The organism is Devosia sp. MDV22-iso42 (assembly GCF_058629155.1).
Map to the genome: position 1 here is coordinate 281,876 of NZ_JBZVWR010000010.1, position 12,490 is coordinate 294,365.

13 protein-coding genes are annotated in these 12,490 nt (G+C 64.0%); 9 read left to right on the forward strand and 4 right to left on the reverse strand.

From position 1 onward, the window contains the following. Positions 1-83 precede the first annotated feature (83 nt). The gene (locus tag AC4NN3_RS13220) at positions 84-1,109 is read right to left on the reverse strand and encodes a carbohydrate kinase family protein (protein ID WP_491927552.1); all 1,026 of its coding nucleotides are present in this window, start codon (positions 1,107-1,109) and stop codon (positions 84-86) included. Between the two features lie 161 nt (positions 1,110-1,270). Here AC4NN3_RS13220 and AC4NN3_RS13225 point away from each other — a divergent pair, with 161 nt between their 5' ends. Together AC4NN3_RS13225 and AC4NN3_RS13230 are read left to right on the forward strand one after the other, a co-directional pair. Beyond that, positions 1,271-1,834 carry a TRAP transporter small permease subunit gene (locus tag AC4NN3_RS13225; RefSeq protein ID WP_491927553.1) on the forward strand — a complete coding sequence of 188 codons (564 nt, stop codon included), beginning with the start codon at positions 1,271-1,273 and terminating at the stop codon, positions 1,832-1,834. Next, entirely contained in the window at positions 1,834-3,225 is a 1,392-nt protein-coding gene (locus AC4NN3_RS13230) for a TRAP transporter large permease (protein WP_491927554.1), read from the forward strand. Before AC4NN3_RS13225 ends, AC4NN3_RS13230 begins: the two co-directional genes overlap by 1 nt. A 56-nt stretch (positions 3,226-3,281) precedes the next feature. Here AC4NN3_RS13230 and AC4NN3_RS13235 read toward each other — a convergent pair whose 3' ends face one another. Continuing rightward, entirely contained in the window at positions 3,282-4,382 is a 1,101-nt protein-coding gene (locus tag AC4NN3_RS13235; RefSeq protein ID WP_491927555.1) for a TRAP transporter substrate-binding protein, read from the reverse strand. Between the two features lie 246 nt (positions 4,383-4,628). On the opposite strand from AC4NN3_RS13235, the gene AC4NN3_RS13240 reads away from it, so the two are divergent. Genes AC4NN3_RS13240 through AC4NN3_RS13250 form a run of 3 tightly spaced genes read left to right on the forward strand, consistent with a single transcriptional unit; the run spans position 4,629 to position 6,346 of the window. Further along, positions 4,629-5,027 carry a COG4315 family predicted lipoprotein gene (locus tag AC4NN3_RS13240; RefSeq protein ID WP_491927556.1) on the forward strand — a complete coding sequence of 133 codons (399 nt, stop codon included), beginning with the start codon at positions 4,629-4,631 and terminating at the stop codon, positions 5,025-5,027. 12 nt (positions 5,028-5,039) lie between these two features. Then, entirely contained in the window at positions 5,040-5,546 is a 507-nt protein-coding gene (locus AC4NN3_RS13245; RefSeq protein WP_491927557.1) for a sigma-70 family RNA polymerase sigma factor, read from the forward strand. Beyond that, positions 5,543-6,346 carry an anti-sigma factor family protein gene (locus AC4NN3_RS13250; RefSeq protein WP_491927558.1) on the forward strand — a complete coding sequence of 268 codons (804 nt, stop codon included), beginning with the start codon at positions 5,543-5,545 and terminating at the stop codon, positions 6,344-6,346. The genes AC4NN3_RS13245 and AC4NN3_RS13250 overlap by 4 nt, the downstream gene beginning before the upstream one ends. A 3-nt stretch (positions 6,347-6,349) precedes the next feature. Here the strand turns inward: AC4NN3_RS13250 and AC4NN3_RS13255 are convergent, their stop codons facing one another. Next, positions 6,350-7,531, reverse strand: a complete 1,182-nt coding sequence (locus AC4NN3_RS13255; protein WP_491927559.1) for an alpha-hydroxy acid oxidase — start codon at positions 7,529-7,531, stop codon at positions 6,350-6,352. Positions 7,532-8,015: 484 nt separating this feature from the next. Between AC4NN3_RS13255 and AC4NN3_RS13260 the strand changes: the two genes are divergently transcribed. Both AC4NN3_RS13260 and AC4NN3_RS13265 read left to right on the forward strand, forming a co-directional pair. Beyond that, entirely contained in the window at positions 8,016-8,930 is a 915-nt protein-coding gene (locus AC4NN3_RS13260; RefSeq protein ID WP_491927560.1) for an SMP-30/gluconolactonase/LRE family protein, read from the forward strand. Continuing rightward, positions 8,927-9,559 (forward strand): class I SAM-dependent methyltransferase, encoded by a 633-nt coding sequence (locus AC4NN3_RS13265; protein WP_491927561.1) that lies wholly within the window; start codon positions 8,927-8,929, stop codon positions 9,557-9,559. The genes AC4NN3_RS13260 and AC4NN3_RS13265 overlap by 4 nt, the downstream gene beginning before the upstream one ends. A gap of 21 nt (positions 9,560-9,580) precedes the next feature. Here AC4NN3_RS13265 and AC4NN3_RS13270 read toward each other — a convergent pair whose 3' ends face one another. Then, a complete protein-coding gene (locus AC4NN3_RS13270) occupies positions 9,581-11,131 on the reverse strand; it encodes a UxaA family hydrolase (protein ID WP_491927562.1) in 1,551 nt (516 codons plus the stop codon). A gap of 125 nt (positions 11,132-11,256) precedes the next feature. On the opposite strand from AC4NN3_RS13270, the gene AC4NN3_RS13275 reads away from it, so the two are divergent. Then, positions 11,257-12,006, forward strand: coding sequence for a GntR family transcriptional regulator (locus tag AC4NN3_RS13275; protein WP_491927563.1), 750 nt, complete (start codon positions 11,257-11,259; stop codon positions 12,004-12,006). Positions 12,007-12,019: 13 nt separating this feature from the next. Further along, positions 12,020-12,454, forward strand: a complete 435-nt coding sequence (locus AC4NN3_RS13280) for an RbsD/FucU family protein (protein ID WP_491927564.1) — start codon at positions 12,020-12,022, stop codon at positions 12,452-12,454. The last annotated feature ends 36 nt before the right edge of the window (positions 12,455-12,490 follow it).

A 12,490-nucleotide genomic window follows, 5' to 3' on the forward strand; every position in this document is an offset into this window, starting at 1 on the left:
TATTGCATCGGATACGTCAGCCATTCGCCTTTGGACCCCTCGAGGTTACGGCAGGGTCATCACCTCATCGTGAAGCAGCCGGCTCAGGCGCCCAGCACGGCCTCGACTTCCGCCCTTGTAGGTGGCTTGCAGCCCTTGCGGCCGCAATTGATGCCCGCCACCACTGCCCCGAAAGCCAGCATCTCGGCCAAGGCCGCGGCGTCGAGGGCCGTCAGCCGACCCGGCTTGAGCAGATGACGTTCATCCAGCCAGGACAGGATGCCCGCCATCAGGCTGTCGCCCGCGCCCACCGTGTCGCCAAAGACGGGCGGCGCATAGATCGCCGCCTGCGCCGTGCCGGCAGCGGTGAAGGCTCGCGACCCCTTTTCACCCAAGGTGATGACGACCAGTTCGCAATTGGGGCGGGCCAGCAGTTCGGCAGCGTGCTGCTCGATGGATTTGCTGCTGTCGAGCGCTTCGAGGTCCTCTTCCGACATCTTCACCACATGGGTGAGGTCGAGGAAGGCCGACAGCCGCGCCTTGTAGCCGGCAAAGTCAGCAATCAGGCTGGGCCGCACATTGGGATCCATCGAAATGGTCGCCCCCTTGGCGATGGCGGCCTGCACGACCTGCAGCCACTGCTCGGCCTCTTTCGGCTCGATCGGGCAGAAGCCGCCGATCTGGTAGAGCTCGAGCTGTTCAGGCAGCGCGGCGATGGCCTTGCTCGCCTCGATCGCGCCGTCGGCCGAGCGGTAAAAGCCGTAGCGGGCATTGTGATTGCTGTCGAAATTGATCACCGCCAGCGTGGTATATTCCGGCACGCGTTCAGGCAGCAGCGGCGTGACGCCGGCCGCAGTGAGTGGCCCCAGCAGATAGTCGCCGAAGGCATCCGCCGAAATCGGGCACAGAAAGCCTGTGGAATTGCCCAGCTTGGCCAGGGCGATGGCGCAGTTATAGGGTGACCCGCCCTGATGGGCGGTCATGACGATCTGATCCTCGCCGTCGCGGCCGATCAGCTGGCCATCCGGCAGCGCCACTTCGGCCTTGAGATCGATCAGGCTTTCCCCACCCACGACAAACATGCACTGCTCCCCCACCGGTCCGCGCTTTGCCGCGATGGGCAGCGACATAGCATTTTTGCCGGGTTTGTCACCAGCCACAGGCGACTTTCGTCGCAGACCACGGCGTGGCAGTTGACCTTGCCGGCTTATCCTGCTCAATCCAAGGATAGTCGGGCTCGAACTGGGATCAAGACCAGCGGGCTATCGAGGGGACAAGGGAGGACCTGCTGTTGCAACTTCTTGCCTGGATTATCAGGGCCATCAGTGCCCTCAACAGGGTGGTCGGCGAGACCCTCTCCTGGCTGGCGCTGGCCTGTGTGCTGGTCTGTTTCACCGTTGTGGTGCAGCGCTATTTCTTCAATACCTCGACGCTATGGGTGCAGGACCTTTATGTCTGGCTCAGCGGCGCCATGTTCACCGGCGTGGCCGGCTTTGCCCTGCTGCGCGACGACCATGTACGCGTCGACATCTTCTATCGCCCGGCGCCGCTGCGCCGCAAAGCCATGGCCGATCTGTTCGGCGTGATCTTCTTCCTGATGCCCTTCGTCTATGTTGTCTTCCAGTTCGGCTGGGTGGCGGTTGCCCGCTCCTGGGGCTATTACGAGGGTTCGAGCAATATCGGCGGCATGCCGGGCCTGTTTGTGCTCAAGAGCTTCATCATCGTCTTCTGCGTTCTGGTCGGCCTGCAAGGCCTGGCCATGGCGCTGCGCGCCATCCTGGTCTTGGCAGATCGCGAAGAATTGCTGCCCGAACACCTGCGCTACAGCGCCAATGACGCCAAGGAAGCCCATTGATGGACCCGATCCTGCTTGGTGAAATCCTCGCCGCCCTGATGTTTGTCGGCGTTATCGGCGTGCTGATGCTTGGCTTTCCGGTGGCTTTCTCGCTGGCCGGCACGGCCCTGATCTTCGGCCTCGTCGGCTGGATGCTCGGCGTCTTCGATCCTTCCAATTACGGGTCCCTGGTAGGTCGCTATATCGGCCTGATGACCAATGAAGTGCTGGTGGCGGTGCCGCTCTTTGTCTTCATGGGCGTGATGCTGGAGCGCAGCGGCATTGCCGAGCAATTGCTGCTGACCATGGGCAAGCTGTTTGGCAATCTGCGCGGCGGTCTCGGTCTCTCGGTCATCCTCGTCGGCGCGCTGCTGGCGGCATCGACCGGCGTCGTCGGCGCGACCGTTGTCACCATGGGCCTGATCTCGCTGCCGGCCATGCTGCGCGCCGGCTACGATCCCAAACTGGCCACCGGCGTCATCTGCGCTTCCGGCACGCTGGGGCAGATCATCCCGCCCTCGACCGTCCTCATCTTCATGGCGGACATCCTCTCGGGCATCAATGCCCAGGTGCAGATGGAAAAGGGCAATTTCGCGCCCGAACCGGTTTCGGTGGGCGCCCTGTTTGCCGGCGCCATCATTCCCGGCCTGCTGCTGGTGGGGCTCTATGCCAGTTGGGTGGTCTTCAAGGCGGTCACCGATCCCAAGTCCTGCCCCGCAACGCCGGTACCCCAAGCAGAAAAGGCCGGGCTGATGCGCGAGGTCTTCGTGGCGCTGGTGCCGCCGCTGCTGCTGATCCTGGCCGTGCTCGGCTCGATCCTGGCCGGCATCGCCACGCCGACCGAGGCGGCCTCCGTCGGCGCCATCGGCGCCATGGTGCTGGCAGCCCTGCGCGGGCGGCTGGGCTTCTCGATCCTGCGCCAGGCCGTGGTTTCGACTGCCACCATCACCTCGATGGTCTTCATCATCCTGTTTGGCGCGGCCGTGTTCTCCATCGTGTTCCGCATGATGGGCGGCGACAACCTGGTGCATGAATTCCTTTCGGCCATGCCGGGCGGCGCCATCGGCGCCACCATCATCGTCATGCTCATCATGTTCCTGCTCGGCTTCATCCTCGATACCTTCGAGATCATCTTCATCGTCATCCCGATCACCGCGCCCGTGCTGCTGGCCCTGGGCGTCGATCCGATCTGGCTGGGCGTCATGGTGGGCGTCAACCTGCAGACCAGCTTTTTGACCCCGCCCTTCGGCTTTGCCCTGTTCTACCTGCGCGGCGTGGCGCCGCGCAGCGTCGGCACCGGCATGATCTACAAGGGCGTCATTCCCTTCGTGCTGCTGCAGATCACCGGGCTGTTTCTCCTCTTCGCCTTTCCGGACCTGATCACCTGGCTGCCCCGGCTGATCTACAGTTAGCACAGGCAAAAGGCCCGGGTATTTCCCCGGGCCTTTCTCGTTATGGCGGGCAGCGATCAGGTGTACTTGATGTACTTTTCGCGCGCCGCCAGATAGGGCATGTCGGTGCCTTCGGTGCGCTGGCGCAGCAGGTTGAACGCCGAGACGAAGCTTTCGGCGGCTTCCTTGGTCAGCGCGTCGCCGCCTTCGCGGATTTCGGCGATCAGTTCCATCGATGCCTTGGCACCGGCTTCCATGATCTCCTCGGGGAAGCGACGCACCTGCACGCCATGCTCGCTGACCAGTGCATTGAGCGCGCGCGGATCATTGGCATACATGTCGGAGGCCACCTCGTCATAGGAGGCCTGGGCGGCAATGCGCACGATTTCCTGCAGGTCTTCCGGCAGGGCCTGGAACTTGGCCTTGTCGACGGCGATTTCCGTGGCCAGGCCCGGCTCGACGAAGCTGGGGAAGTAGTAGTTCTTGGCGATCTGGTAGAAACCCAGTGCCAGATCGTTATAGGGACCGACGAATTCTGCGGCATCGAGCGTACCCGACTGCAGCGCGGCAAAGATTTCGCCGGCCGCAAGGTTGGTCACCGAAGCGCCCAGCTTGCCCCAGACCTGGCCACCAAGGCCCGGCGTGCGGAAGCGCAGGCCCTGGATATCGGCAACGCCGGTCAGTTCATTGCGGAACCAGCCACCGGCCTGCGTGCCGGTATCGCCCGACAGGAAGCCCTGCAGACCGAACTGGTCATAGACCTTGTCCCAGATTTCCTGGCCGCCGAGATAGCGTACCCAGGCGGTCAGCTCACGATTGGTCATGCCAAAGGGCACGCCGGTGAAAAAGCTCAGCGCCTGGCTCTTGTTCTGCCAGTAATAGGGCGTGCCATGGCTCATTTCGGCCGAGCCGTCGATAACGGCATCGAGCGCCTGCAGGCCCGGGACCATTTCCCCGGCCGCGAACACCTGCACGGTCAGACGCCCGCCCGAAGCCTTGGTGATGCGGTCAGCCAGCGTCTGCGCGCCGACGCCCAGACCCGGAAAGTTCTTCGGCCAGGTGGTGACCATGCGCCAGGTAATATTGCCCTGGGCCAGCGCTGGCGCGGCCAGGGTCGTTGCCGCGGCAGCACCAAGCGTGGCGACCGAAGCCGTCTTGAAAAATTCGCGTCTTTTCATTGCATTCCTCCGTAAGCCACCAGCTTTTGCCGGCAGCGCCAGTGTCGCTTGTCGCCCTCTCCCAGACGGTGCGCACCAGTTGCCGCTACCAAAGCAATGTACCACCGCCCTGTCCAGCCTCTTGTCTGCCGACCGGCCAATCTCTTCGGATAAGATTTTTCCGGCCGCCGGGATTAAATCGGGCTGAGTGGTGTTGATGGCCATGAGGACCGCACCAGCGGCCCCGCAAACCCGAGGGAGATCCCCATGCAGATTCGTACCATTCTGGCCGGCGTCGCCGCCCTTGCCTTTCTGAGCCTGCCCGCGCTGGCCGCCGACTATCTCGGCGGCGCCGTAAAGTCCGTCGACATTGCCGGCAAGTCCGTGCTGACCGATGCCAATGGCATGACGCTCTACACCTTCGACAAAGACACCAAGGGTGATGGCAAGAGCGTGTGCAATGGCGATTGCGCCGTCAAGTGGCCGCCGCTGATGGCCGCTGCCGATGCCAAGGACGAAGGCGAGTTCACCGTCGTAACGCGCGACGACGGCGCCAAGATGTGGGCCCATGACGGCTGGCCGCTGTATTACTGGTACGAGGACGTCGCCGCTGGCGACATCAAGGGTGACGGCGTCGGTGGCGTCTGGCATCTTGCCATCGAATAATCCGGACAGTTCATGGACCAGTTCCTCGACCAGGTCGAAGCCTGCGTTCCAGCCCTGCGGCGCTACGCCCGGGCGCTGACGCGCAATATCGATCTGGCCGATGACCTGGTGCAGGATTGCCTGGAACGCGCCATTGCCAGGCGCGGCCTGTTCCGGCCCACCGGGCCGGTCCGCGCCTGGCTGTTTGCCATTCTGCTGAACCTTTATCGCAACGCCCTGCGTTCCTCCCATAGGCGGGGGCAACAGGTCGACATCGACACCGTCCCCGAACCTGCAACACCCGCTCCCCAGCCGGGTCATCTGGCCCTCGCCGAAATGGCACGGGCCATCGAGACCCTGCCAAGCGAGCAGAAGGAGGCCCTGCTGCTGGTCGCGCTTGAAGGTTTTTCGTACCAGGAGGCCGCCGACATCCTGCACATCCCCACTGGCACGCTGATGAGCCGTCTGGGCCGCGCCCGCGCTGCGCTGCGCCTGCTGACCGGCACCCCGGCAGAGCCGCATCTGAGGACGGTGAAATGAACGAGATCACCCGCGACACCTTGATGGCCTATGCCGATGGCCAATTGCCCGAAGGGGAGCGCGCCACCGTCGATGCCTATCTGCTGGCCAATCCCGAGGCCGCGGCCGAAATCGCTCTGATCCAGCGCCAGAACGACGCTATCAGGACGCTGTTCGGCCCTGCCGGCGCCGAAGCCGTGCCGGCGCGCCTGCGACCGCGCCGCCTTGCCGCCGAGACCGGTCAATGCCGCACCCGGTCCTGGTTCTGGGCCGTGGCCGCCGTCCTCCTGGTCGGCCTCGGCCTGGGCCTGGGCTGGTTCGCCCGCCCGCTGTTCGATGCCCGGCCCGCCAGCGCCACGCTGATTGCCGACGCTGTCAACGCCCACACCGTCTATGTCGCCGAGAACCGCCATGCCGTGGAAGTCGGCAGCGACGACAGCGCGCATCTCTCGACCTGGCTGTCCAACCGGCTCGACACCACGCTGGGCATGCCCAACCTGGATGCCCAGGGCTTTGCCCTGGTGGGCGGGCGCCTGCTGCCGGGCGAGCCCGACACCGGCGGCCGCGCCGCCCAGCTGATGTACGAAAATGCCGACCAGCAGCGCGTCACCATCTATGTTACGGCCGCCCTGCCCGGCGGCGAACCGGCCTATCAGTTCACCGCCTATGACGGCGCCGAGGCCTTTTACTGGGCCAATGCCCGCATCACCTGCACCGTGGTGGGCACTTTGCCCCAGGAGCAGATGAAGGCGGTGGCCGGGGCCGTCTATGCCCAACTCACCGAGGGCGATGTTAGCAGCAGCAGGCCCTACCGGGGATAGATCCTAGCGGGCGAGCGGCGCATTGCGCGGCGGGATGTCGTTGGAATAGATATTGTGCAGCCCGACATTGGCAATGTCGCGCTCGCCGCACAGCGCCATGGTGGTATCGAGCTCTTTCTTGATGATGTCGAGCACGCGGGTGACCCCCGCCTCCCCGCCCGCGCCCAGGCCATAGAGCATGGGCCGGCCGATAAAGGTGCCCTTGGCGCCATAGGCCAGCGCCTTGAGCACGTCTTGGCCGGAGCGGATGCCGCTATCGAGATAGACTTCGGTCTTGTGGCCGACGCGCTCGACGATCTCGGGCAGCACGCGGATGGTCGATGGTGCGCCATCGAGCTGGCGGCCGCCATGATTGGAGACCACGATGGCGTCGGCGCCGTTGTCGACGGCCGCCTGGGCGTCATCGGCATCAAGCACGCCCTTGACGATCACCGGTCCGCCGAAACGTTTTTTCACCCAGGCCACATCGGCCCAGTTCAGCGTCGGGTCGAACTGGCTGGCCGTCCAGGAGGACAGCGAGGCCAAGTCGTGATCGCCGCCGACATGGCCGACAATATTGCGGAAGGTGTGCCGCCTGGTGCCCAGCATGCGCGCACACCAGAGCGGGTGCTGCATCATCTGCCAGAGCGAATAGGCATTGAACTTGGGCGGCGTCGACAGGCCGTTGTGAATATCCTTATGCCGCTGGCCCAGGATCTGCAGGTCCATGGTCAGCACCAGCGCCGAGCACTTGGCCGCCTTGGACCGGTCGATCAGCCGCTCGATGAAGCCGCGGTCGCGCATCACATAGAGCTGGAACCAGAACGGCGCCGTGGTGTTTTCGGCAATATCCTCGATCGAGCACACGGCCATGGTCGAGAGGGTAAAGGGAATGCCGAACTTTTCGGCCGCCTTGGCCGCCTTGATCTCGCCATCGGCGATCTGCATGCCGCCCGTCGCCGCCGGGGCGATGGCCACTGGCATGGCAATGGTCTTGCCCAGCATCTGCGTCTTGAGGTTGCGACCCTCAAGGTTCACCGCCACCTTCTGCTTGAGGCTGATCTTGTTGAAATCGCTCTCATTGGCGCGATAGGTGCCTTCGGTATAGCTGCCGGAATCGGCATATTCGAAGAACATCTTGGGCACCGCGCGCCGCGCCGCGCTCTTCATCTCGTCGACGGTGAGGATCTTGGCGAGATTGGGCATCGGTGCGCTCCTGGGCTGTGCCTGCCCTAGCAACTAACATGTTAGTCGTCAATTGGCACATGGACGCGCCAAGGCGCCGCCTGAAAATGCGGTTGTCGCAGACGAGCGGACCCCGAGACGGCTTTCGCCTCTGGTAAATTTAAAAATGAGACGGAAGCCGCCTCGGGGTGCCGGTTTTTGGAACTGTCCGGTCCTAGGGGTCGCTCGCCCTGTCGCAACGCAGACTTCGAACCTGTGGAAGAGGCGTCCTCCACCCGGCTCACCCCGCCACTGTTCGCCTGCAGGCCGCCCATGCGGGGTGATGGACACAGTGTGGCACGGGGCAAAGGGGCGGGGACAAGATGGACAAGTTGAGCGGCATGACGCCACGGGCCGCCGGTCTGTCAGATCGGGGCATGCCGCGCTGGCAATGCCGGTCTGGCCTTGCTCGGCCTTGTCAGCGCCAGCAACTTCCCGTCAAATGCCGCCAAAGGGGAGACACACAATGGCTATTGGCGGCGAGGCGCTCGAGACAATCGACAAGCGCTTCAAGGAACTGACGATCGGCAATGCGCTGCTGCAAACCCATTTCGACGGCTGCCTGTGGGCCGAGGGCCCGGTCTGGTTTGCCGATGGCAATTACCTGGTCTGGAGCGACATTCCCAATAACCGCATGCTGAAATATGTGCCCGAACTGGGCGTCATCCCGTTCCGCACGCCGTCCAATTTCGTCAACGGCAATACCCGCGACCGTGAGGGAAGGCTGATCTCCTGCTCGCATGGCGCCCGCGCCGTGCTGCGCACCGAGCCTGATGGCAGCATCACCACGCTGGTCGATTCCCATCAGGGCAAGCGGCTGAACTCGCCCAATGACGTGGTGGTCAAGTCCGACGGCACCATCTGGTTCACCGATCCGCCCTACGGCATCCTCAGCGATTACGAAGGCTATGAATCCGACCAGGAGCAGGCCGGCTGCTTCGTCTATCGCTTTGATCCGGCCGATGCATCGCTCAGCGTGGTCGCCGACGATTTCGCCAAGCCCAATGGCCTGGCCTTCTCACCCGATGAATCCGTGCTCTATGTCTCCGATACCGGCCAGAGCCACGATCCCGACTGGCCGGCCCAGATCCGCCAGTTCAGCGTCACCGGGGCCAGACTGACCGATCCGAGGGTCTTTGCCGATATCGATTCCGGCCTGCCCGACGGCTTCCGGCTCGACACCGACGGCAATATCTGGACCAGCGCCGGGCTGGGCGTGAACGTCTATGATCCAGCCGGCACGCTGCTGGGGCGCATCAAGACCGGCGCCAAGACCTCCAATGTAACCTTCGGGGGGCCCAAGCGGAACCGGCTTTTCATCACCTGCTCGCAATATCTGATGAGCACCTATGTCAGCGCCACCGGCCTGCAACGCCCTTGAACCCTGCCGACTTCATCACCGCCAACCTGCGGCTCGACCCGGTTCACTCGCTGCCCGGCATCAGGCTTTACACCGCCCATGCCGGCAGCCGGCTGTCGCGCCTGATCGACGCTGACGACCCCGCTCCGCCTGCGCCCTATTGGGCCTATTGCTGGGCGGGCGGCCTGGCGCTGGCGCAGCATTTTCGAGCCCAACCCGCCCTGGTGGCCGGCAGGCATGTGCTCGACCTGGGGGCAGGCTCGGGCCTCGTCGGCATCGTCGCCGCCCAGGCGGGTGCCACGGTATCGGCCGCCGAGATCGATCCGCATGGCCAAGCCGCCATCGGCCTCAACGCCGCCGCCAATGGGGTGAGCATCGGCCTTCGCGACATTGATCTTGCTGGCCCCGTGCCCGAAAATATCGATCTGATCGCTGCCGGCGACGTCTTCTACAATCCCGATGTCGCCGCAGCCATGCTGCCGTTCCTGCAGCGCTGCCAGGCCGCCGGCATCACCGTGCTGATCGGCGACCCCGACCGGCGCGACCTGCCGCTCGGGCAGCTCGAATTGATGGCGTCCTATCCTGTCAGTGACGTCGGCGATGCCCGCGACAGCGCGCAGCGCACCGGATCGGTCTATCGGCTGCGCTGAGCGCACCGGCGCAGCGCGAGCCTACATCGTCGCGCCGACCTGCCAGGGCACGAATTCATTGTCGCCATAGCCCAAAGCCTCGGACTTGGTCGGCGCGCCCGAGGCGGTCTTGAGGATGAGGTCGAAGATTTCGCGCCCCTTGTCCTCGATCGACACGCCCTCGACGATATCGCCGCAATTGATGTCCATGTCCTCGGTCATGCGGGCATACATGTCCGAATTGGTCGCCAGCTTGATCGACGGTACCGGCTTGCAGCCATAGGCCGAGCCGCGCCCGGTGGTAAAGGTCAGCACATTGGCGCCGCCGGCCACCTGGCCGGTGGCCGAGACCGGATCAAAGCCGGGCGTATCCATGAAGACAAAGCCCTTTTCGGTGACCTTTTCGGCATATTCGTAGACCGCCGTCAGCGGCGTGGTGCCGCCCTTGGCCGCCGCGCCGAGCGATTTTTCCAGAATCGTCGTCAGCCCGCCCAGCTTGTTGCCCGGGGAGGGATTGTTGTTCATCTCGCCATGGTTGCGCTTGGTGTAATCTTCCCACCAGTGAATCCGGCTGATCAGCTTTTCGCCGACCGCGCGCGAGGTAGCGCGGCGGGTCAGCAAATGCTCAGCGCCATAGATTTCCGGGGTCTCGCTGAGAATGGCCGTGCCGCCATTGCGCACCAGGATGTCCACCGCATAGCCGAGCGCCGGATTGGCGGTAATGCCCGAATAGCCGTCCGAACCGCCGCATTGCAGCGCCAGCATCAGCTCGGACGCATCGACGGTTTCCCGCCTTGCCCGCGCCGCCACCGGCAGCATTTCCTTCATCCGCTCGATGCCCCACTCAATGATCTTCTTGGTGCCGCCGCTTTCCTGAATGGTCATGGTCTGGAAGGTGTCGCTCTCGACTATGCCGTACATTTCCTTCATGCGGCCGATCTGGAACACCTCGCAGCCAAGGCCCACCAGCATGGCCGCGCCCAGATTGGGGTTGGACGTATAGCCCCACTGCGTGCGCTTCAAAATATCAAAGCCCTCGCCGCGGCTTTCCATGCCGCAGCCGGTGCCATGCACGAAGGGCACGACCCCGTCGATTTCCGGATAGTCATCGAGCAGGCCCGAGCGGTTGATGCCCTCGGCGATGAACTTGGCCACGGTGGCCGAGCAGTTCACCGAGGTCAGGATACCGATATAGTTGCGCGTACCGACGCTGCCATTGGCCCGGCGATAGCCCTCGAAGGTGGCGCGCTCCGCCACCGGGATCATGTCGGGCGGCACCGCGCCCTCGGTAAAGGCATAGTCATGCGTGAGGCTGCCATCGGCGCCGCCCATGCCGCAATTGTGCTCATGTACCCAGTCGCCCGGCACGATGGGTTCCTTGGCAAAGCCGATGATCTGGCCGAATTTTAGAATGGGTTCGCCGGCCGCGATCAGCCGCAGCGCGAATTTATGGCCCTTGGGCACCCGCCGCATGATGACCGGCCCCTGCGGCGTGCTGCTGCCGACATCGAGATTGGCCAGCGCCACCGCAATATTGTCGGCGCTATTGAGCACCAGCGTACGGGGCTGGGGACGGGTCATTGTCTCGGACATCTTTGTGCTTTCGGGCTCTGGGGTCTCAACTGCACTTTACCGCGCCGCCATAAACCGCCAGATTGCGCCCGCAATCCGCAGCGATGGGCGTTGTAAAGCACCTCGGCTCTAACTAACATGTTAGCATGAAGATGGCAGCAAGTCCCTATTCTTTTCTGGCCGCCCCCACTGCGCTGACCCGCGGCAGCGTGACCAATGAGGTCACCAATGCCCTGCGCCAGGCGATTGTCTCTTTGGCTCTGCCGCCGGGCAGCGCCATCGACAAGTCCGAGGTCTGCGCTCAGCTCGGCGTCTCGCGCTTTCCCGTCAGCGAAGCCTTGGCCCGGCTGCAGGCCGAGGGCCTGGTCGACATTGCGCCGCAGCGCGGCTCCACCGTATCGCTGGTGCGCATTGCCGATGTCCGCGAATATATGCTGATCCGCAAAGGGCTCGAAAGCGAGGCGCTGCGCGTCTTCATCGGCCGCCATGACCGCGACCTCATCGCAGCGCTGCACGCCAATATGGCCGCCCAGCGCGGCGCCGCCGAGCGCGACGATGCCGAGGCCTTCCACCAGCTCGATATCGAATTCCACGACATCATCTTCCGCGCCATGGAATTCACCAAGATCAAGAACATCATCGATTCAGCGCGGGCCAACCTCGACCGGGCCCGCTGGCTGATCGTCACCCCGCGGCGTCTCGCCCTGACCATTGCCGAGCACCAGGCCATCTTCGATGGCATCCTGGCCGCCAGCAAGGAGCAGGCCATTACCGCCATCCGCGCCCATGTCGACGCCGTCATGGTAGAGCTCTTTGCCTTTGCCCGCGAACATCCCGCTTTGTTCGCCGATGGCGCGACCCTGGGCAGCGACAGCGACAGTTTCCCTTTCGGCTGAGGAGGCCAAAGACATGCTCAAACTCATTCCCCCCATTCTGGGACCCGACCTGCTCGGCATCCTGCGGGCCATGGGCCATGGCGACGAGATCGCCATTGTCGATGCCAACTATCCGGCCGATGCTGCCGGCCCGGCTCTGGTGCGCCTCGATGGCATCAGCGCCACCGACGTGCTCGACGCCGTGCTGACGCTGTTGCCGCTCGATGACTTCGTCGACAACGCGGTATTCGTCATGCAGACGGTGGGCGACGCCAGCAAGCGCGAGCCGGTGGTGGAGGCCTTCGACACGATCGTGCGCCAGCATGAGCCCAAGATGAGCGTGGCCGCGCTCGAGCGTTTCGCCTTCTATGACCGGGTCAAGCAGGGCTACGCGATCGTCCAGACCGGCGAGCGGCGGCTCTATGGCAATATCCTGCTCAAGAAGGGCATTATCCGTCCCGACGGCTAGGACATCTGGCCCATCCCATCGGCGCTTTGCGCAACA

What these genes read in the sequence shown, in the direction of transcription:
- AC4NN3_RS13260 (WP_491927560.1), top strand. Translation starts at nt 8,016, where the DNA reads ATGGCTATTGGCGGCGAGGCGCTCGAGACAATCGACAAGCGCTTCAAG.
- AC4NN3_RS13280 (WP_491927564.1), top strand. Translation starts at nt 12,020, where the DNA reads ATGCTCAAACTCATTCCCCCCATTCTGGGACCCGACCTGCTCGGCATC.
- AC4NN3_RS13230 (WP_491927554.1), top strand. Translation starts at nt 1,834, where the DNA reads ATGGACCCGATCCTGCTTGGTGAAATCCTCGCCGCCCTGATGTTTGTC.
- AC4NN3_RS13275 (WP_491927563.1), top strand. Translation starts at nt 11,257, where the DNA reads ATGAAGATGGCAGCAAGTCCCTATTCTTTTCTGGCCGCCCCCACTGCG.
- AC4NN3_RS13250 (WP_491927558.1), top strand. Translation starts at nt 5,543, where the DNA reads ATGAACGAGATCACCCGCGACACCTTGATGGCCTATGCCGATGGCCAA.
- AC4NN3_RS13235 (WP_491927555.1), bottom strand. Translation starts at nt 4,382, where the DNA reads ATGAAAAGACGCGAATTTTTCAAGACGGCTTCGGTCGCCACGCTTGGT.
- AC4NN3_RS13240 (WP_491927556.1), top strand. Translation starts at nt 4,629, where the DNA reads ATGCAGATTCGTACCATTCTGGCCGGCGTCGCCGCCCTTGCCTTTCTG.
- AC4NN3_RS13255 (WP_491927559.1), bottom strand. Translation starts at nt 7,531, where the DNA reads ATGCCCAATCTCGCCAAGATCCTCACCGTCGACGAGATGAAGAGCGCG.
- AC4NN3_RS13245 (WP_491927557.1), top strand. Translation starts at nt 5,040, where the DNA reads ATGGACCAGTTCCTCGACCAGGTCGAAGCCTGCGTTCCAGCCCTGCGG.
- AC4NN3_RS13270 (WP_491927562.1), bottom strand. Translation starts at nt 11,131, where the DNA reads ATGTCCGAGACAATGACCCGTCCCCAGCCCCGTACGCTGGTGCTCAAT.
- AC4NN3_RS13220 (WP_491927552.1), bottom strand. Translation starts at nt 1,109, where the DNA reads ATGTCGCTGCCCATCGCGGCAAAGCGCGGACCGGTGGGGGAGCAGTGC.